This window comes from Vibrio sp. HI00D65 (assembly GCF_001635455.1).
GTDB lineage: Bacteria > Pseudomonadota > Gammaproteobacteria > Enterobacterales > Vibrionaceae > Vibrio.
The window spans coordinates 24,905-45,260 of the sequence record NZ_LWEH01000044.1 but is presented as its reverse complement, the minus strand read 5'-3'; the positions used below and the strand labels follow the sequence as shown (position 1 = coordinate 45,260).

At 44.4% G+C, this 20,356-nt stretch carries 19 protein-coding genes; 13 read left to right on the top strand and 6 right to left on the bottom strand.

The window, feature by feature from the left end; genetic code table 11:
* The first annotated feature begins 375 nt into the window (after positions 1-375).
* Together A3712_RS06830 and A3712_RS06825 are read left to right on the top strand one after the other, a co-directional pair.
* Positions 376-642: a hypothetical protein gene (locus A3712_RS06830; protein ID WP_063522825.1), complete on the top strand. Its 267-nt coding sequence runs from the start codon at positions 376-378 to the stop codon at positions 640-642.
* A 47-nt stretch (positions 643-689) separates the two neighbouring features.
* Positions 690-1,124, top strand: coding sequence for a hypothetical protein (locus tag A3712_RS06825; protein ID WP_063522824.1), 435 nt, complete (start codon positions 690-692; stop codon positions 1,122-1,124).
* An 83-nt stretch (positions 1,125-1,207) separates the two neighbouring features.
* Here A3712_RS06825 and A3712_RS06820 read toward each other — a convergent pair whose 3' ends face one another.
* Complete coding sequence (locus A3712_RS06820; RefSeq protein ID WP_082856191.1) at positions 1,208-1,723, bottom strand: cytochrome b; 516 nt, start codon at positions 1,721-1,723, stop codon at positions 1,208-1,210.
* A 276-nt stretch (positions 1,724-1,999) separates the two neighbouring features.
* Here A3712_RS06820 and A3712_RS06815 point away from each other — a divergent pair, with 276 nt between their 5' ends.
* Positions 2,000-2,839, top strand: coding sequence for a tetratricopeptide repeat protein (locus A3712_RS06815; RefSeq protein WP_063522823.1), 840 nt, complete (start codon positions 2,000-2,002; stop codon positions 2,837-2,839).
* A gap of 143 nt (positions 2,840-2,982) precedes the next feature.
* The gene (locus A3712_RS06810; protein ID WP_063522822.1) at positions 2,983-4,239 is read left to right on the top strand and encodes a peptidoglycan DD-metalloendopeptidase family protein; all 1,257 of its coding nucleotides are present in this window, start codon (positions 2,983-2,985) and stop codon (positions 4,237-4,239) included.
* Between the two features lie 144 nt (positions 4,240-4,383).
* Here A3712_RS06810 and A3712_RS06805 read toward each other — a convergent pair whose 3' ends face one another.
* Together A3712_RS06805 and A3712_RS06800 are read right to left on the bottom strand one after the other, a co-directional pair.
* Positions 4,384-4,704, bottom strand: a complete 321-nt coding sequence (locus tag A3712_RS06805; RefSeq protein WP_004730185.1) for a heavy metal-binding domain-containing protein — start codon at positions 4,702-4,704, stop codon at positions 4,384-4,386.
* Between the two features lie 51 nt (positions 4,705-4,755).
* The gene (locus A3712_RS06800; protein WP_063522821.1) at positions 4,756-5,676 is read right to left on the bottom strand and encodes a LysR substrate-binding domain-containing protein; all 921 of its coding nucleotides are present in this window, start codon (positions 5,674-5,676) and stop codon (positions 4,756-4,758) included.
* A gap of 91 nt (positions 5,677-5,767) precedes the next feature.
* Between A3712_RS06800 and A3712_RS06795 the strand changes: the two genes are divergently transcribed.
* Positions 5,768-6,766, top strand: a complete 999-nt coding sequence (locus tag A3712_RS06795) for a DMT family transporter (protein WP_063522820.1) — start codon at positions 5,768-5,770, stop codon at positions 6,764-6,766.
* Between the two features lie 15 nt (positions 6,767-6,781).
* Here A3712_RS06795 and A3712_RS06790 read toward each other — a convergent pair whose 3' ends face one another.
* On the bottom strand, positions 6,782-9,796 hold the full coding sequence (locus A3712_RS06790) for an HD domain-containing phosphohydrolase (protein ID WP_063522819.1): 3,015 nt from the start codon (positions 9,794-9,796) through the stop codon (positions 6,782-6,784).
* Positions 9,797-10,108: 312 nt separating this feature from the next.
* Between A3712_RS06790 and A3712_RS06785 the strand changes: the two genes are divergently transcribed.
* The 4 genes from A3712_RS06785 to A3712_RS06770 all read left to right on the top strand — a co-directional run bounded on the left by A3712_RS06785 (position 10,109) and on the right by A3712_RS06770 (position 13,704).
* On the top strand, positions 10,109-10,855 hold the full coding sequence (locus tag A3712_RS06785) for a phosphatase (protein WP_063522818.1): 747 nt from the start codon (positions 10,109-10,111) through the stop codon (positions 10,853-10,855).
* A gap of 144 nt (positions 10,856-10,999) precedes the next feature.
* The gene (locus A3712_RS06780; RefSeq protein ID WP_061031190.1) at positions 11,000-11,395 is read left to right on the top strand and encodes a cytochrome b562; all 396 of its coding nucleotides are present in this window, start codon (positions 11,000-11,002) and stop codon (positions 11,393-11,395) included.
* Between the two features lie 302 nt (positions 11,396-11,697).
* On the top strand, positions 11,698-12,048 hold the full coding sequence (locus A3712_RS06775; RefSeq protein WP_063522817.1) for a hypothetical protein: 351 nt from the start codon (positions 11,698-11,700) through the stop codon (positions 12,046-12,048).
* Positions 12,049-12,168: 120 nt separating this feature from the next.
* Positions 12,169-13,704 (top strand): PepSY-associated TM helix domain-containing protein, encoded by a 1,536-nt coding sequence (locus tag A3712_RS06770; RefSeq protein ID WP_063522816.1) that lies wholly within the window; start codon positions 12,169-12,171, stop codon positions 13,702-13,704.
* Between the two features lie 110 nt (positions 13,705-13,814).
* Here the strand turns inward: A3712_RS06770 and gloA2 are convergent, their stop codons facing one another.
* Together gloA2 and A3712_RS06760 are read right to left on the bottom strand one after the other, a co-directional pair.
* Positions 13,815-14,198 (bottom strand): SMU1112c/YaeR family gloxylase I-like metalloprotein, encoded by a 384-nt coding sequence (gene gloA2, locus A3712_RS06765; protein WP_063522815.1) that lies wholly within the window; start codon positions 14,196-14,198, stop codon positions 13,815-13,817.
* Positions 14,198-15,130, bottom strand: coding sequence for a LysR family transcriptional regulator (locus A3712_RS06760; RefSeq protein ID WP_063522814.1), 933 nt, complete (start codon positions 15,128-15,130; stop codon positions 14,198-14,200). The genes gloA2 and A3712_RS06760 overlap by 1 nt, the downstream gene beginning before the upstream one ends.
* A 294-nt stretch (positions 15,131-15,424) precedes the next feature.
* Here A3712_RS06760 and A3712_RS06755 point away from each other — a divergent pair, with 294 nt between their 5' ends.
* The 4 genes from A3712_RS06755 to A3712_RS06740 are packed head-to-tail and all read left to right on the top strand — an operon-like array spanning position 15,425 to position 20,352.
* Positions 15,425-16,561 (top strand): efflux RND transporter periplasmic adaptor subunit, encoded by a 1,137-nt coding sequence (locus A3712_RS06755; protein ID WP_063522813.1) that lies wholly within the window; start codon positions 15,425-15,427, stop codon positions 16,559-16,561.
* On the top strand, positions 16,554-17,825 hold the full coding sequence (locus A3712_RS06750) for a TolC family protein (protein ID WP_063522812.1): 1,272 nt from the start codon (positions 16,554-16,556) through the stop codon (positions 17,823-17,825). Before A3712_RS06755 ends, A3712_RS06750 begins: the two co-directional genes overlap by 8 nt.
* A complete protein-coding gene (locus A3712_RS06745) occupies positions 17,822-19,066 on the top strand; it encodes an ABC transporter permease (protein WP_063522811.1) in 1,245 nt (414 codons plus the stop codon). The genes A3712_RS06750 and A3712_RS06745 overlap by 4 nt, the downstream gene beginning before the upstream one ends.
* Before the next feature lie 2 nt (positions 19,067-19,068).
* Entirely contained in the window at positions 19,069-20,352 is a 1,284-nt protein-coding gene (locus A3712_RS06740) for an ABC transporter permease (protein WP_063522810.1), read from the top strand.
* The last annotated feature ends 4 nt before the right edge of the window (positions 20,353-20,356 follow it).

Here is a 20,356-nt window from a genome sequence, read left to right as displayed (position 1 = left end):
GTGAGTAATAACATAACTCTATAGTTTTAGTAGAGCATGAAAAATACCGATTTTAGCTTGATCCTCTATTTTGTTGTGATGATAGAAAATCTTTCTATCTCCAACACCGCCAAGCTCAATGCGCCCATTGCAAGCACGGATTAACCTTGAGGACTACAGGGTGTGAATTCTAGTTAACTGCCTGAGTAACGTGAGGAATGTAGGGGCGTTACTTGTGATTTTCGGTAAATGAGTAGCTAGAAAATATACATATTTTACGAACATTAATATGTTATCATCTCCCTACTACTTAAGGGGTGTCTTAGGGCATCGGGATGTATGCGAGCAAACTTACGTGCTTGTGTCAGTCACTTTCTGGCGAATATGGAATCGAAAATGTTGTTGGAAGAAGTTGTAGAAATCATTGAATTAACCGACTCAGACCATTTATCTCACGCAATGGACCTGTTTAACGAGCATGGCTTTGTTTCCGCAGAGCATTTACCTTTCATGTCGGTAGTTTTTGAAACCGCACCTGAGCACCTTGCGAATAAACTGTCGCAAATTGGCTTCAAAGGTTTAGTGCAAGTAGAGAAAAGTGAAGACGCGGCTGGTTTTATCATCGTTGACGCTAAACGAGCTCAGCTTAGCAAAAGCGCGTAATCAGAAACGCTCAATAATATCCGTTATGACAATTTGAGGTTAACACAGTGACAACAGCTTCCGTTTCAGCAACAGAGCAACAGATCTCCAATGAACATGCACTTTTGGGTGCATCGTTAATAGCGTCCCAAAAAGTAGAGTTGGCGCTGTTTAATGTGATCTCTAAATTAGCAAAAACCTTGTCAAAAGATGCTCATAAAGAGCTAGGTTTAGACTCAGAAACCTTTTTGAGAGAGAAGGCGTGTCACCAAGAAGCAACACTCAGCTTGTATGAGCAGACGTTCGGTGAACAACTACCGCTGAAAAAAAGCGAATTTAACGATTTTATTTATCATAGAAACGTAGTGACTCGCAGCTTTTGGCGAGTGACTGGTGCTGATGTTAAGGGGGGCGAGAAGCTAGCTAACCCAGAACTTTACCTAAAAGAGTTTCTTGCTAAATGTGAATACTGGCAAGTGATGCTTGATAACCAATCCAAGTAATCACGCCGAAAAAGAAAGCCATAGCAGAAGTGCTATGGCTTTTTTTTTGGCCGCGATTTAAGTCCAAAGTGTCCCAGTATTATTTAAATCATCATTTTTAATACATAGTTCTTGGAGACGAAGTGGTGTTTAAGTGCTGCACTAATATGTAAAACAACCAAACAAGCTAGGGCAATGCAACTGACACGATGTAAATAAAAGAAGAAGCTGTTGATTGCTGGGTTGGTAATTAGATTTTCGACTGTGGTTAACCAGAATAATGAGTATGGTTGTTCCAGCATTAAATAGCCTGTACTGAACACCATAAACATGGCGAGGTACATTAAAGAGTGAACAAGCTTAGCCACACACTTTTGTCCCTCTGGTATTGATGTTGGCATGGTTGGGGAAGAGTGAAAGTGACTCCAGATATAACGAATAACGAGTAATGGTGTCGCAACGGTTGCCAATGACATGTTAAGCACTGATAAGAATGAAAACAGCTCTGGATGACTGGCAACATAGTGCATCACATAACCTGCGATTGTGGCATAAATGATTACTGAAGCCATTACCCAGTGCAGTACACGGCTTACTAAATCGTATCTTGGATTATTCAAATTAACCTCGCTCTGATCGTTATCAATATAAGTTTCACCTCGATGCAATAAATCAAATGACTCTATATTTGCATCGCGAATTAATTATATAGAACAGTATTACTTGGTATTTTTATAATTTAGAAATTAATGATGTTGCTTCAGGTGTTTTATAATTATCAATGATGTTTTAGAGTGTTAATTCCAATATGGATAAGGCAAACTTGCCCATTTCCTAGCTTGTATGCCTATTACGAGATACAGTTAGGTTAAAGATAAATATGTAAGGAATGTATAATGCTTCGAATCTTATTGATTGCAGTTATCTCAGTGTTCAGCACAATGAGTTTTGCAAGCGAAGAAGTTAAGTACTCTGAAAAAGAGTATTTGGATAGACCATTGATGGAACGCTACGTTTTAGATGAGTTGAAGCAGTTGCGAATGGATCAGCAAGATCTTGAAAGGCGCTTAACAATTCAGATGACGGATCGTGAGCTGGCTGTGGCAGATAAGTCGCTCAATTATGCCAATGTCACCGTTACCTATTTCTTCTACATTATTGCAGGTGTAGCGTCTTTAATCGCCTTAGTCGGTTGGCAATCGCTCAAAGAGCTAAAACACACTACCAAAGAGATGGCAGATCAACGACTCAACACTATCGCTCAAGATTATGAGAAAAAGTTCAACGTGCTTGAGAGAGACTTGAAGCGTAAGACAAGAATCATTTCAGAGAACAACCGAGAAATCGAAATCATCAATGAGATCCACAACCTATGGTTGAGGGCGCAGAATGCTCAAACCGCGGAACAGAAAATTGAAATCTATGATGAGATTTTGAAGGTTCGTCCTGGGGACTTGGAAGCATTGACATACAAAGCGGACGCAGCGATGGAGATTCAGGAATACCATTGGGCGATGAGCTTATGTAATCGTGTGTTAGAGGTAGATGACCAGAACGCTCATGCTTTATATCAACGAGCATGTGCATACGCTAGGTTAGGAGCAGAAGGTCAAGCGATTGATGATTTAGAACGTTCCGTCGAAGCCAGTGGCTCGATGCGAGAGTTGTTGGCTGAAGAGCCGGACTTCGAAATGCTTCGAGGCTTAGAACGTTTTGAGGCGCTTCGCGAAGAATAACGATTTGATTGTATGGTGGGGGCGTGTCCCACCATACTTTTATGCTTTATACGGAACGGTTTCTTACATTTCATTAGTGCTTTTGCATGATTTGTTATGTTATAACACTTTATAAGTCCCTTGTTATAACCGTTAAGTATTTTATGAAGTACCTCCGTATTAGCCTGATTATGATTGCAATCAGTGCATTTTCACTCGCTACTTTCCTTTCCTTTCATTCCGAAACAGAAAAAGAAATTTCAATAAAAATAACGCCTTATCAAGAACTACACACGGACGGTGAGGAACAGGCGCAGGTACAAAATCAGACTAACTCATTAGTCAAAATTCACTACTTTGTGAAGGTAGGGGATACCCTCAGCAACATATTTTTGTCTTGGAATCTGCCTTATGAAACCGTTCATAAAGTCATGGAAGCGGATCTTGAGTCTTTGAAACTCGATACAATTAAGCCAGGTGATCATTTAGAACTGCTTTTGGATGGTGACTCTAAACAGCTTGTGGAGTTGATTTATCACGAGAGTCCGGTTGAGCAAGCGACCTTTACTCGAAACGATGATGGTAGTTTCACCTATAAATTCCACGAGACCCTAGGTGAATGGAAAGAAAAACTCTATGCAGGTACTGTCGAAGGGAGCTTTTCAACGTCTGCATACAGAGCAGGGTTAACTACCGCCCAGATAGCGAATATTACTCGCACGTTGAAAGATAAAGTTAACTTCGCTCGTGAGCTGAGAGCGGGTGACCAATTCAATGTATTGGTTAAAGAGCAATATACAGATGATCACCTAACAGGTAAAACAGAAGTTCAAGGGATCTCAATCCAGTTGCGAAACCGTGAGGTGGCCGCTTTTCTAGCGCCAGATGGTCTTTTCTATGACAGAGAGGGCAATAGTCTAGAGCAAGCCTTTGATAGATACCCTGTCGACAGAAAATTTCGACGAATTACCTCACCATTTAACCCGACACGAAGACACCCAGTAACAGGGCGAATCTCACCACATAATGGAACCGACTTTGCGACGCCAGTGGGCTCACCTGTCTACTCAACGGGTGATGGCCGTGTTGTTGCGCTTCGTGACCACCCCTATGCCGGCAAGTACTTGGTGATCGAACACAACAGTGTATACACGACGCGTTATCTTCACTTGAGCCGATTCTTAGTTAAGAAAGGGCAACAAATTAAGCGAGGCCAAAAAATTGCGCTATCGGGTGCGACTGGCCGTATTACTGGCCCACACTTGCATTTTGAGGTGTTGGTTCGTGGTCGAGCTGTTGATGCGATGAAGGCCAACTTACCGATGGCGAGCTCGATTATGCCTAAAGATAGAAAAGAGTTTTTGGCTCGAATCGCATCTTTTGATGCCATGATCTCTGAGCCCGCAGAGCGTGCAAGTTAAAGATATTCAAACCTAACTTGGCAATGCATACAAAAATGCCCCTTAGCTATCGATTTGGCCAGGGGCTTTTATAGAGAATCACATTATTGGCTTCCAGGCTGCAAGGCTTGGTGGTTAGCTGGGCTCAAAATCAACCAGTATCAATTAGGCAACAACCACCGCTGTGCCACTGGCAGACACCATTAGCATGCCGTTACCTGTGCCAAGCACTTCATAATCGATGTCGACACCCACGACGGCGTTTGCTCCGGCTTCAATCGCTTTCTGCTCTAACTCTTTGAATGCATAGTTGCGTGCTTTCTCGAGTTCCTTTTCGTAGGTGCCAGAACGTCCACCAACAAAATCACGAATGCCAGAAAACATATCCTTGAATACGTTCACCCCTAAGATAGCTTCTCCGGCAATAACCCCTTTGTAGTCGACAATGCGTTTACCTTCGACAGATTGTGTGGTGGTAATAATCATAATGGCCTCTTGTAAGTAACGGTTCTATTGAATGTTATCGTTATTCTCTACTTATGTTCTATCGTTAAGCGTCATGTCTGAATTGGCAAATTCATGTCTTAACCATGTTCTTAGTTGTAGCACACTTTCTTGTTTTAACTTGTTTTTTGGGCAAACAAAATAGAAATCTTGGTGTGGGTTCGCGACTGGCTCGCCAAGCTCAACCAGCATGCCGTGGCTGATGTCATCTTTTACGAACAAGCGATGTGTGACTAACACGCCAAGTGAACGAATGGCGGCTTGTACTGCTTGAATCGATACATCAAACGTTAGATTACTGTGGAAACCGGGCATCGGGACTTGATAATGGTCGCACCATACTTGCCAGTCGTGTTTGCGCCTAGGGTTAAAAACACCAATTGTATTGTTCTGTTCGACAAGCTCTATGACGCTTAACTCTTGATTGTTCGCAAGTAGCGTAGGGCTACACACCAGCATCAGATCATCATCGCCTAGTTTTTCGCTGTAGTACCGTTCCCACTCATTGGGTTTGCCATGCACGAGAGCAATATCAACCCCTTCTTGTTCAATATCGAAAGGGCCCGTTAGTGTTGAAATACGAATATCAAGTGATGGAGCGAACGCTTGAAAGTCGGGGACGCGGGGTATCCACCAGTGCATTGCAAGCGAATTCACCATATTGAGGGTAATGCGATGGTTATAGGGCGTCCTTGCTAGCTCTTCAGTCGCCTCTATCACCTGCTCCAATGCAGGAGCGACTTTGCGGTAATAACGTTTACCTGCGGCATTAAGGACAACACGGCGACCTACTCGCTGAAACAGAGGTCTATTGACCTGTTGTTCTAAAGACTTAATGGCTTGGCTTACTGCAGAGTGGCTGACATACAGCACACGAGCGGCATCGGTCATGCTGCCAGTTTCTGCGACAGCAATGAAAGCGTAAACGGATTTAAGCGGAACGAGTTTTTTCATTGGTAAGTTTTCCTTACAGTTATGGTTAATATTACTCGCTATTTTTAATGACGTCACGCTTCTAAAATAGACAGTATAGGAGGTGATAATTATGTCTGATATTACCAAGGCGACGACTTTCATGTTGTTGTCTACGTTCAGTTTGTCTTTAAGCGGTTTAGTGGCGAAGTATCTATCGGAAGCGATGCCTATTTTATTACTAAGCTTCGTGCGTTTTTTCTTACCAAGCTTGCTCTTATTCTTTTTTCTTATCTTTTCTCAAATCAGCAGGCCGACAGGGAATATGTGGCAGCCATTGGTGATGCGTGCGATATTCATGGTGGCATGTCAGTGGTGTTTTCTTACGTCGTTGCAAACTTTAACGCTGGTGGAAGGTGTGGTGCTGTTTAGTACTGGGCCGCTATTCATTCCTTTGTTAGAAAAGTTAATGTTTGGAACCAAAATTCATACAACAACCATATTTTGCTTAGCGGTAACCTTTGCCGGTGTTGTGATGATGGCAGGGGATTGGTCGCAGTTTAAAATTGGCTCTGAGTTCTTTAGACCTGAATTGCTTCTCGGTTTGTTGGCTGGAGTATTCAACTCAGCGTCACAAGTGAGTTTGTATCGCGCTTCTAAAACCAGTCTCACACCTGCAGAGCTCAACGCTTGGACATTCTTGGTTGCGGCAATATTGGTTATCCCAATGTTGGTATTCACTTCAATACAAGGCATTTCTGGAGTGCAAGCAGACTCAAGCATTCTTAGTACTTTAAAGACGATTGACCAAATCGGCTGGATCGGAATAGGTGCATTTGGATTGGCGCTATGTACTGTTAATACACAGATCTTTCGTTCAAAGGCTTACAAGCTTGTAGAAAGTGGTTCTCAACTGGCTCCGTTAATTTTCACTAACATGCTGTTCAGTGCGCTGTGGCAAGGGGTGTTTTTTGATGATGTATTTTCTACTCAGCAGTTGCTCGGTATTAATCTGATTGTCGCTGCGAGCATCACGAACACCTTGTTAGCGAAAAAGCACAGTAAAGCTGGGCAAGCTGCCAAGTCAACGAGCAGTTCCAAAGAAAGCTCGATGTTGGGTTTACAACAATAGTTAAGCGCTAACCGTTTAAAAGAGTGAGCGTATGTACTCTTTTACTTTATCGATATGTTTCGTTTCATCAATCACGCATCGTTGGTTTGGTTCAAGGAATTGCTCGGCGTATTTGTCGTAGATTTTGTTTTCTAGAAACAGTAAATAGAGCTTAGGGTCGATATGACCGCTGGTGGCCATATCGGTCATTATATTGAGTGATTCACTCAGTAGCTTTCCTTTTTTATACGGACGATCGCTCGAAGTCAGGGCTTCAAACACATCAGCGATTGCCATGGCCCTCGACGGTAGAGGTAACTGGTCTTCGTTCAACCCTCGTGGATAGCCATTGCCATCGATGCGTTCATGATGCCCACTTGCGATTTCAGGAATATTTTGTAGGTAAGGTGGGTAAGGGAGTTTGTTTAACATGGTGAAGGTCTGAATAATGTGGTCATTAATCATGAAGCGTTCTTCTTCGTTGAGAGTGCCACGATTGACCTTCAAATTATGCAGTTCGCCTTGGTTGTATTTGACTTCTCCCGGCTTAATAACGAACTCTTCTTGCCACAATTCTGCTGGGTTAAAGCCGTTATCCCATGGGATTTGGTGCTCTGGTTTATCTGCAAGCAGTGGTTCCATTACTGGTAATGGCTGTTCACTGTTATCTGATGCAGCATCGGCAGGTTGTGACGATTTCTGCCACGAGTCGCATCTCTCTTTTTCAGCCCAAGAAATTCCAAGCTGATCGTCTAACGTCCGTTTCCATTGACGCTTGGCTATTTGGTCCAATCGTTCTAGCTGTTCTTGTGTCATTGATTCGCCGCCAAGGTTGCACTGGGCAACGAAGGAAAATTCCTCATCGAGAGTTGACAGGGTTTGCTCGAGGATTTGTAGTTGCTCTTCCTGAAGTTCACCATTCGCCATCGATTTCCAATAATCGGTTTCAGCTTGCTGTTTGAGTAACTCAAATCGCATGCGAACTTCGTGGATTCGGTCGTAAATGGTCTCGAGTTTCGTTGCTTTATCTACCACATACTCTGGTGTGGTGACTTTCCCGCAGTCATGTAACCACGCGGCTAACATCAACTCTTCCCACTGTTTGCTGTCCAGAGAGAACTGAGGGTAATAACGGTCGTCATCTATAGTCGCTTGGGTTAACCATTTGGTCAGCTCGGGTACTCGCTGGCAGTGACCGCCAGTGTAGGGTGACTTGGTATCTATCGCGGAGGCTATCAGCTCAATAAAGGCATTGAGCATGTCTTTCTGCTGCTGCATTTGGTCAATATTGTCTTTGGCTATTTCCGCAAAGCTCAGTAGTTCTCTTAGAAAGGCATGTTTATCCGCTTGAGCTTTGGTTATGGGTCTTTCATAGCCAATCGCCACAATACCAACCAACAGTTTTTCACGGTTCAACAGCGGAAACAGATACAGGTCTGAATTGAAGATTGAGTCTTGATAATAGTGGAGCACATTGTCCTCTCGATTTAAGTGGATGGTCTCTCCTGACTTGAGTTTGCACAGTAACCAAGGTGTATGCTTGATGAAGTCATTGATGTCTGCTTTAAAGGGAATGATCGCTAGGTTGGCCGCGGTATCAAACACATCTTTCTTCTCTGATTGAGTAAACAGCACAATGGTTTCGGCCTTGGTTATCAGATAGCTTTGATGAGCAATGTTCTTGGCAAGTATCGAAAATTCCTGATTTCCCGCCGTGTCTCGCAGCAAGTTGATCAGGTCATGAAGTGTGTGTTCCATCAATTCAATGGAGTGGGCGAGGTTCGCGACTTCTTTAATCATGCTTTTGGGATAGTGGGTACGACGGAAATCAAAGCGTGCGATATTATCGGTAAGCTGCATCAAGGTATTGAGTGGTTGGGACAGGCGATTTGCCACTAGCCATACGATACCAAAGCAGATAAACAACATCCCAATCGCGACGGCAACCTGTTTGTCACGCATCGAAATGAGATCAGAAAGTAGCTCATTATGGGGTGTTGCTTCTGCCAAATAGAGAGTCACGTTTTGGGTGAGCTCAACCGGAGTTAAGGTCAATGCCCATGTGTTCAGGTTGTACTCTACGTTTTTTAGATCGAGATTAAATTTCTGTTCGTCTGAGATCAATGGGCCCAAAACAGATGCTTTTAACGCCTCCATTTGGTCTCGTTTAGGGATGTTGAAGAAGCTTTTCTCTTGCTCACTACCAGAGATCTTACCTGTGCTTTGCCCATTACGAGTGTTGGAATTTTTAGCTTCGAGTGTGAGGTTCGAGGTGGTTAAATTAAGTTGATGTTGACCAAGAAGGTTAAAGTGTGGGTCAAATAGAGCGAGTCTAGTTTGTTGAGAATAAGCCAGCTCACTGATCTGAGAAGAGAGTGAACTCAGCGTGAAGTCAGCGCCCACCACATGTTTACCATCAGCTGAACGCCTAGAAAGCGTAATGCCATTGGTTTTCAGGAAATAAAAAAGATAGGGCTCAGATAGGTGTATTGATCCATCTGGTTTTGCATTGCGATACCAAGTACGAGTCGTTGGGTTGAATTTACTCTCGCTTTGAACCGTGCTGATTACTTGGTGTGCGCCATCGAGGAAAGTTATAAAGTTCTCGCCATCCAAATTGGTGCTGCTGACCATCATGGTCGCCTTAGCTGGAGCGTTGTTTTCGGCTCTTTGCTTATTTGTTCTTAATGGGCGGAAAATTCTAAAGTCACCGTCCTCTGAGCCATAGAAGAGCGCGACCAAATTAGTATTCTGTTTGAAGATGATATCAACCGCCGCAATCCAAGACTCCTTTTCGATAGAAGCACTTTGCTGATTAACAAACGGGCTCACTGCCATCACATTCAATGTGGTAATAACCGGGGCTATCGCTTGTTTGAACACAGACTCTAGCTTGTCGCGGTGCTCATTACTAACCTCGCGAACGGTTCCTAATAGCAACTCTTGAGAATGCCGGTAGCTTATTGAGATCAAAACAGCACCGACAAACGTTGTCAAAATTAGGAAAAGGCTAGTGATATGGATACTCAGCGGATAACGTCTTCGTCTCATCTAACACTCCAGCGTGTGAACTGGTTTAAGTATTGACGAACTTGGGTAGGTTGCAAAAAATTGGCTCAATTACCAGGTTAGCCTGTCGCTATGATAATGAAGCCGACCGATAGAATATTGGGTGAAGGTCGAGGTGATAGTCTGCCTTGTAGCAACTGGGTAATTGGTTACAAGAAAGCGTTAGGTTAAGGTGCTAATTGTCACTTTGTGCTGATAAACTGGCTCTATTGATACCATAAGGCACTCGATTCCGATCAGAGGCTTTAGGTTTATTTTCTGAAAAGTTTAGATATCAAGAGAGGGCATTGATTTATGGAATTAAAGGTAGACACTCACACCCATACATACGCCAGTGGCCATGCCTATAGTACATTGATTGAAAATGCTAAATCGGCAAAACAAAACGGCCTTTCAATGTTCTGTACTACTGACCATTCAGAGTTAATGCCGGGCGCGCCACACTACTGGTTCTTTAGCAATCAGCGTGTACTTCCTCGTTTTATCGAAGGCGTTGCGATTATTCGCGGCGTTGAATCAAACATTATGAACACTCAGGGGGAAATCGATATACACCCAAGTGTTGATAAGAACTTAGATTGGGTAATTGCGAGCTTTCATGAGCCTGTATTCCGTCCGTCAGATTCTGCAGCTCATACTGAGGCTCTCTTAAATGTCATCAAAGGTGGTCGCGTCGATGCACTCGGTCATTTGGGTAATCCTAATTTTGATTTCGACTTTGAAGCCGTCATTCAATGTGCGGCAGAGCACAATGTCGCCATCGAGATAAATAACACGACACTGAAAGGCAATAGCCGCGTAGGTAGTGTCGACCGCTGCTACGAGATCGCGAGAATAGCAAAAGCAAAAGGGGCATTTATCACTTCGGGTAGTGATGCTCATTTTTGTAATGATGTTGGTGGTTTGGATCTTGTATCTTCACTGCTTGATAAGGTTGGCATTGACTTGAATAAGGTTATTACTCATTCACCGCAGCAATTCTTATCGTTTCTTGCGTTACGTGGTCGCAACGAGATCCCTGAATATTCGGCTCTTGTTTAAGAGAATGTCGGCGGGTTTGCATTTCGACACAATCAATTTTTGTGCCTAACGGATTTTTGTATACACTACCGGAAAATAATAAAGTCGAAGCGCCGCAATAATGACGGCGCTATCTTCAAAGTCACAGTTTCACTTGGAGAAACAATGAAAACTCGCTCAATTTTTTTATCTGGCCTAATCGCTGCAGCAGTAATGTCTGGTAATGCATTTGCTAACGTTGACCTTAAGAAAAACATGCAAGAGATGAAGCTTGCATTCAAACAAGCGGCAGAAGCTCAAAGCATTGAAGAGATGCAAAAACCTATCGTTCGTTTAGATACGCTGGTGGCAGAGCTTAAAACGGGTGTGTACCCAGTAGAGAAAGAAGAAAACTTCATGGAAGGCTTCAAGAAGATCAGTCTATCGATCGATAGTATTGAGCAGAAGCTAGACCAAGGCGATTTCGAAGCAGCAAAACAAGAGCTGCGTACGATTGATGGCCTTCGTGAAGAGTACCACGACAAGCGTAACCCAAGCATATGGAGCAAGATCTTCGGTTAATGGGTTAACAAGAGAGTTTGCTTGCTTTAACAGTTAACAGAGCCAAACCTTAAGATTTGATTTTTAAAGCGCCGCTCATATTTCCCTTTGTTGGAGAATATAGGCGGCGTTTTTTATTGGTGGCTATCTAGCCGAGAGCTATGCACGAACATGAATAATATGGGTTATCGTCTATTCGCGTAACCAGGTTTTAACTAAAAAGAGTGTGCGTTGGCTTCAACTTTTTAACCTGATGTTAATCTTTACGTTTACCTATATAACAAGTGCCTCATAATAAGAGAAATTTACAAAGATTTGGAATAATGCGCCGAACCTCGTTCAATCTCTCTATGTTACTTGCCACTGCATTAAGCTGGGCCTTAGTGACATTAATGCCTGTTATCAATGCTCATGGTAATAGTGCGGGAGTGTGGGCATCGTTGTGTACGATCAATGGCTTTGAATTGGTTCAAATCGAAGAAGGCGAGCCGAATAATCATAAAGGTAAGCCGTGTCCGTTTAGCCATTTTTCCACGTTTCACCAAGATGAACTTCCAACTACACTACTCACAACTCGCCTGAGTTTTATTGTCTCAGACAGCTACGCTTTTTTGGCTCTAAGCGAACGCTATTCGAGGCAAGCCCCCCGTGGCCCTCCCTTTGTTACTGCTTAAACCTCACTCATTAAAATAATTAAAATAATTAAAAAATATAGTATTAAGTAAAGTTAAACATGCCTTAGTGAACTTCTGATTTTTCAGAGGGTTCGTTTGTGCATGTCAAAGGAAATAATAATGTTGAGAAATGAATCTCAAACTACTGTGAAGGCACAAGCGACTTCGCAGTCTAAAAGCAGTGCAACAAGCAGTTCGAAAACCGATATTCAAAGCAAAGAGCGCAATAAAACCCTCTACTTTCTCACCTGGCGCTGGCATTTCTATGCAGGGCTGTTCGTTATCCCACTTATGCTGATGCTAAGTATTACTGGCTTAGTGATGTTGTTTGACGATGAGATCGAACTGGCTTTTCATCAAGAGGCGATTGAAATTACGGCATCCGGTGAACCAATCAAGGTTTCGCAGCAGTTAGCGGCAGTCCAAAAGCAATATCCAAAAGGTTCAGTGACACAGTTTGTACCAAGCAAAGCGCCTGATTTGGCGAACCGATTTTCAGTTTCTCTGGAAGATGGCACATCTGTTTTCGCAACTGTGAATCAATACACTGGTGAAGTTGTTGGTAAAGTACCTCGCAGCGACAGCCTGTATCAATTGGCGAATGACATCCACGGCACGTTATTGATTGGCGATTGGGGAGACTACCTGATTGAAGTCGCGATCAGCTTGTCGATTCTGTTGCTCGTAAGTGGCATTTACCTTTGGTTGCCAAGAGACAATGCGAGCCGTGCAGGCTTCCTTAAGTTGAGAGTGTCATCCGGGACACGCGTACTGATGCGTGATCTGCATGCGAACATCGGTGGCACGTTATCTCTTATTCTGCTGCTCTTTATCCTTTCTGGTTTGGCGTGGACAGGTTTCTGGGGCGGTAAGTTAGTGCAAGCGTGGAGCACTTTCCCTGCTCAAATGTGGGATGATATTCCGCTGTCTGATAAGACACACGCATGGCTTAACCATGGTTCGGAAGAAGAGCTTCCTTGGAACTTGGAACAGACACCATTGCCGTTGTCTCAAGATAAGCCTGCCGAACACGTACATCATGTGGAAGAGGCCTCAGAACCGCATGATCACTCTAAAATGGGCGATGACCACTCTATGCATGTCATGTCTGCGAGTAGCTTTGCCATTGATGATGTCATTGAGAAAGCGCGAACTCTTGGTTTCACTCAGTACAAGGTGAACTTCCCACGTTCAGAAACCGGTGTGTACACGGTCACAGCCAACACGATGGGCGGTGATATCATCGATCCAACTCAAGATCGTACCACGCACCTAGACCAATATTCAGGTCGTATCCTTGGTGAAGTGACCTGGCAAGATTATAACTTTATCGCTAAGACATTAGCGGTCGGTATTTCTCTGCATCAGGGTGATATTAGTATTATTAACAAGCTTTTAAACGCCTTATTCTGCTTGGCGTTCATCGCGGTGTCACTAACGGGTGGTGTGATGTGGTGGATGCGTAGACCATCAGGTCAACGTAAGCTTGGAGCACCACCTAAGGTTGGTGATGCTGGCCTATGGAAGGCTGGTTTGGTGAGTGTTGTGGTTATTTCAGTGCTATTTCCTCTCGCGGGAGCAACGATTGTCACAGCTATGATATTAGATTGGCTACTTTTCTCACGTGTTGAGAAGTTCAAAACGGCGTTGAGCTAATTGAACTGAAAGCGGACCTTTTTGGCCTGAGAAGGTCCGTTTTGTATTCTGTAGGAAAGTTGATTTATCAGGAAAGTTTAGATTTGATAAAGCCTATTTTTGATAAAGCTCTATATTTCATTAAGTTCAAGCGGCAGGCCGTCTGGGTCTGCGAAAAACGTGAATGGCTTCCCCGTAAACTCATCTACTCGAATTGGTTCAACGTCGATTCCATGTCCTTCTAAATAGCTTTTTACTTGTTGAATGTCCTCAACACAAAAGGCTAAATGTCTTAGTCCTTGAGCTTCTGGAAAGCTAGGCCTTTCAGGTGCATCAGGGAAGCTAAACAACTCTATTTGTGCACCATTGGGTAATGCCAGATCAAGTTTGTAAGACTGGCGCGCTTCTCTGTAATTCTCTGCAATCACTTCAAGTTGCAAAACCTCAGTATAAAAGCGTTTCGATAGTTCGTAATTAGAGCAGATGATTGCCGCGTGGTGGATTCCTTTTAGCATCAGTTTATTTCCCCTGCTAACTTGTCACCCAAGTGTTCCATCGCGTAGTCAATGAACACGCGAAGGCGGGCGGGCATGTATTTGGTTTGTGCGAACTGCATTGCTATAGCGCCGTGATAGTTACTCTTGATGGTCCAGTCATTCAATACTTGAACAACGCTGCCTTCTGCTAACGCATCTTGAATCACGAAGTCATGGAAGATGCCAATCCCCAGACCTTCTTTCACGCCTTTAAGTCGCATTTGAGAGTGGTTCACTGCGTATCGACCACTAACGGAGACGGTGTGAAACTCATCGTCTTTGAGAAAGTCCCAAATGTGGTCTTTGTCTGTTTCTGCTAGGTATAGACAATCGTGCTGGCTAAGATCCGTAGGATGGGAAGGTGTCCTTCTGTGGCCCAAATAATCCGGGCTCGCGCACAGCACTAAGTTGGTTTTGCCTAGTTCTTTTAACACCAAACTCTCATCGGGCTTATCAGTGAGTCGAAACGCAATATCGATGCCTTGGCGTAGTATGTCGATATCACCATCAGCAGCGCGTAACTTAAGTTGGATCTCTGGGTACTGATTAAGAAATGGCACCACAAAAGGCTGAAGTACGGAGTTTAAAAACGCTTCTGGCGCAGCTACCGTGAGTGAGCCAGAAGGCTCGGTATGATCCGAGGTCGATAATTCAACCGCTTGCTGTGCTGCGTTTATCATGACAACGCTCTGATCGTAAACCAATTGACCTGCCTGAGTGATAATAAGCGTACGAGTGGTTCGCTCAAAAAGCTTTACTGACAGTGCCTTCTCTAAACGCGTAATGAGCTTACTGAGTGCAGAAGGCGTTACCCCTAATTGCTTGGCTGCCGCAGTAAAACTGCCTTCGTTTACCACTAGGATAAATGAGGCGAGATCGGGAAGTAGGGCTATGAGTTTGGGGTTGACCATAAGTATCCATAAGAGTCAGCAACGAACATAATAGTAATTGTGAGTGATTTAACTTAATTTGTGAATCAGTTTCATTAATTGGCACAAGTAAAATGAATCAGGATGATGTTTAACTATCTATTTGTGGCTTTTCCGATGATCTGGCCATTTGATATACTTAAGAGCCGTTTAAAAATCTCTCTTCTAAATTTGTTTTATTGCTATGAATGATAAAATTTTACGTTACTTATGAACTTAGCGCATCCACGGTAGTCATAGGGCTCATAAATATAAAATAATGATCTGGAAACAATTATGACTAAACGTGGGTTAGTTTCAGTGGCATGTGCCACGCTGCTTGGTGGAGGTATGTATTTTTATCTGCAATCTTCCAATCAACCAGAGGCCTTTCCAACGCTGGCAGTAGAAAAGGGAACCATTGAAAAACAAGCGGTCGCAGTCGGCAATATCGTCCCTGCGCACTCGGTGTCTATTAAGTCGCAAATCGATGGCATCGTTGGCGAGATGTACGTTCAGGTCGGTGAGAAAGTTAAGCAGGGCCAACCACTGATCAAAGTTCGCCCAAATCCAACGCCACAGGCATTAACCGATGCATCAACGGATTTAATGCGAAGTGAAGCCGAGCTAGAATCCGAAAAGCAAAAGCTTTCTAACCTTGAAAGTTTGGTAAGACAGAACATAATCCCAAAAAACTACGATGAATACGTCAGCGCGCGCTCAGCTGTAAAATCTGCTGAAGCGAACGTGCTTCAAAGACGTCAGAATCTAGAACTGATCCGCAGTGGTGAAGCTTCCATTGGTGATGCCCGTTTGACTTCAACCATTTACGCACCAATTGATGGCACAGTATTGAACCGTAAAGTGGAAGTGGGTGAGCCGATCATTTCCACTGAATCCAGCCAAGCTGCGACAGAAATGATGTCTCTGGCCGACATGAACAGCTTAATCTTTAAGGGTAGTGTCAGTGAACATGACGCGGCACAGCTTTCTCCGGGCATGCCTGTGTTACTGACCGTTGCACCTTATCCTGACACAGAGATTTCTGGCGTGTTAACAAAAGTTGCTATTCAATCAGAGAATCTTAACTCGCCAGAGGACAGTGCAACAGCCAAAAGCTTTGATAACGGCTTCGAAGTGGAAGTCGGAGAACTGAAAATCCCGCAAGAGATCCTATTACGTTCGGGTTTCTCATCTACTGCGCAAATCACATTGAAGAAATCCGAAAACGTCTTAACCTTGCCAGAACGAGCACTGCAATTTGATGGCGATACACCAAATGTATTGATTCCAGATAGCTCAGAGCAAGGTTTCCACAAACAAAAAGTGAAGCTTGGTTTGTCGGATGGCATCAATGTAGAAGTATTGGACGGCGTTAAGTTAGACGAAGAAATCATCGACAACAGTATGATGGCGGGAGCCGCGCATGATTAAACTAAATAAGTCTAAAATCGGGTGTGCGATTTTGGCTGCTACGTTTAGCTTACCAAGCTATGCCATTTCCATTGAACAAGCGTGGCAACAGGCGAAGCAAAATGACCCGAACTACGAGAAAGCCAAAATTGGCGTTCAACTCGGCGAAGTAGGTGTTGATGCAAGCCGCAGTTCACTCTTACCTGGCTTAAGTGCGACGGCCTCGGCGAATTGGAATGAATCCGCCGACAACACCAACAGTTATGGCGCATCGCTTTCTCAAACCATCTGGGACAGCAGCTTGTGGTCAGATTTGGATCAAGCCAATGCTAACTACATTAAATCTCAGCTAGAGCTGGCTCAGTCACACAATGAGCTTGCACAAAGACTGCTCTCGTCTTATTTGGATGTGGCAAGCGCGCAGGGGGATCTGCAACTGGCGCAGTCCAAACTGGAAGAAGGCAACAAACTGCTGAAGATCATCGAGAAGCGTTACCGAGCTGGTAAAGTGAAATCCGTTGATGTCGAAGAGATCCGTGCAACACAAGTTGCGGATAAAGCCGGTATTTTGAATGCGCGCTCAGATATAGAAGTCAAACGAGCAGAGCTGGCGGCTTTGATCAACCAAGTTCCACAAGACGTTGATCAAATTCGCACTGACTCCCTTGCTCAACCGCCAATGATGGTGGAAACGCAAGAACAGTGGTTAAAGCTTGCTAAAGACAGCAGCCCAGAGTTGCTGGTGGCAGCCCAGAACGTCAAAGCCAGCGAGTTTGCTAAAGATTCCGCACAAGGTGGCTTCTACCCAACGGTGAAAGGTAATGTTGGGTATAACGATGATGACCGACTCAAAGACGGCGAATTCAACGCTGGCATCACCCTAAGCGTACCGATTGACTTGAACGGCGCAACGCGCGCCAGAGTGGACGAAGCGTCACTCAATATCCTCAGCGCAAAACAAGACTTACGTAAAGTCGAAATCGACATCCAAAAACGCGTGGTCCAGAAATTTACTCAAGTCGATATTAACTGGAATCAAGTCTTAATGGCTAAAGAGCTGGTGACTTCTCGTGTGAAAGTGTTGCGTAGCAAAGAGAAACTTTACGATGCAGGTTTGTTAGAAGTCTCGGAAGTGATTAATGCGCACAACAGCTTGTTTGAAGCGAAAAACAGCTTGCAAAACAATCTCTACAACTACTGGCGTCAGCGTATCGGCTTGTTGCAAACCGCAGGTAAGTTAGATGACGATACTATGGTGCTGATCTCCCGAGCATTTAACTCATGACCCGTCTATTGCAGCACTCGTTATTACAGCAAACCTTATTGCAGCAAACATGGCAAACACTGATGGCGCATCGCATGAAGAGCATGCTGGCCATCGTGGCCATTGCTTGGGGGGTGATTTCCGTTGTGGTACTGATTGCGTTGGGGGAGGGTTTCTACCGCCATCAAACTAATCAGCTGTCATTTATGGCTAATAATGTGCAGTTGGCCATTCCATCGAGGACAAGTAAGCCTTGGCAAGGTTTGTCTTTACGGCGTCAGATTACCATTTCGCAGGATCAGGTCCGAACGCTCGAACAATCTGGCTTAGTGAAACAAGCATCTAGCCTCTACGCCAAGTGGGATGCGAATGTTACCAATGAAAAAGGGCAAAACCTGACGCGTTTCGTCAGTGGCATTGATTCCCACTACTTCTCTTTAGTTAAGAGAAAGCTAGAGCAAGGGTCGCGAGACCTATCGCCCAGTGATATTGCCAACCATACGCGAGTTGTGATCTTAGGAGACCAAATCGCGAAGATGGGGGATATACATGTAGGCCAAATAACCAAAATTAATGGAATACCATTTTTAGTGGTAGGGATTATGACAGACGAAGATGCTGGCTTGTCGTTTGGTGACAGCCGTAGAGTCTTTATTCCTCATACGACTTATCTTGATCTGTGGGATGCTAAGCCATGGCTGCTAATACTTAATCCTGTCGACGGTATGGATAGCAATGCCTTCCGACAAGCCATTGCTAATTTTTATGCCAAGCAATTGCACTTTGATCCGACGGACAAAGAAGCAATCCGCTTGCCGGATTACAGCGAAGGTGCGGCGGTGATTACAGGGATCTTCCGTGGTATCCAAATTTTCCTTGGTGCGAGCGGGGCCATGACCATGGCCGTGGGGGCTCTCGGTGTTGCAAATATCATGTTCCTATCAGTGACAGAACGAACTCGAGAAATTGGTGTGCGCTTGGCGGTTGGTGCAACGCAAAAGTCTATACTCAGCCAATTTATTCTCGAAGGGCTCTTTTTGGTGGCTGTCGGTACCACACTTGGCTTAATAGTCGCTTACTTGGTGGTTACACTACTTGGTTCAATTAGTTTGCCGGATTGGTTAGGTTTACCTGTGATTACTTCGGATTCCATTGCTTGGTCGTTATTCGTGACGCTGGTTTTGGCGCTGCTGGCGTCTTATTTTCCAGCTAGGCGAGCGTCGCGTCTTACCCCCGTAATTGCATTAAGTGCGAGGGCGTAATGATGTTGCTACCAATGAGACAAATCTTTCAAGAAATGGCAGCAGAAAAGCTGCGTTTGGGTTTGACCATTCTTGCTGTGGCATGGGCGACCTTGTGTATCGCTGCAATGTTGGCCGTGGGCGAGGGAATTCGTCAGGGCGTATTGAGAACCGCGCAGAATGGGAATGGGAACCTGATTCACTTAACTGGAGGCATGGCAAGTGTCGATCACGGTGCGTTTCATCAAGGTAAGTTCTTGACTTTAAATGTAGGTGATACCGAGGTGATTAAAGCCTTACCTGAGGTGAAAAGTATCGCGCCAACCGCTGTATGGGATGAACGGGTTACGGTTGGTGACCGAGGTTCTTGGCAAGAGCCACTTGCTGTCACGACAGACTTTGCCGACATGACTAAATTAACCCCGATGGACGGAGGTCGTTGGTTAAATCCCCTTGACCAAAAAGAAATGCGTAAGGTGGTTGTTCTTGGCTACTTACTTGCTGCGGACTTGTTTAATCCTAATAAAGACTTCAGTTGGTTTACGCCAGTAACACTAAAAACCAATCCTGTAGGGAAAAAAGTGAAGATTGGCAGCGAAGTGTTCACCGTAGTCGGTGTGTTGGAAAAAAATAGTGCTGAAGTTGAGCAAGGTGACCAAATTAATTACGCCAGTTTTGTACCGTTAGCCACATGGCAACGCTTTCATACTAACGGCGATATCGGAGGCATCAACGTCGAGCCGCAATTTCATGCTGATCGTGAAAAACTGGCAAAAACCATTCGCCAAGTGATCGCGCGTAAACACGGTGCCAGCGTGAGTGATGAGCAAGTTGTTCAAGTCAAAGATATGTTTCTTAAACAGAAAAGCATGCAACAATTCTTGGTTGGTTTACAAAGTTTTCTCGGCATCATTGGGTTTGTCACGCTTGCCGTGGCGGGCTTGGGCATTGCGAACGTAATGTATGCCACGGTAAAACGGTCCACTAGAGATATTGGCGTTCGAATGGCTATAGGTGCAACGCCTACAGCCATACGCCTTCACTATCTCGTGCAATCATTGATGACAATGATGTTTGGCGGTTTACTTGGATTAGGAGTGACGTATGCGATTGTATCGGCAATCAGCGCTATAAATCTTGAGGGCAACACGCTGTATGAACGCCTTGGAAAACCGATCCCCGAGCTGTCTTGGATAGTGGTTGCGATTGTGGTTTCCACCTTGGTGTTTATTGGCGTCGTATCTGCTTGGTTGCCTGCAAACCGAGCCGCAAAAGTGAGCCCGATGGAGGCGCTGCAAAGTGAATAATAAT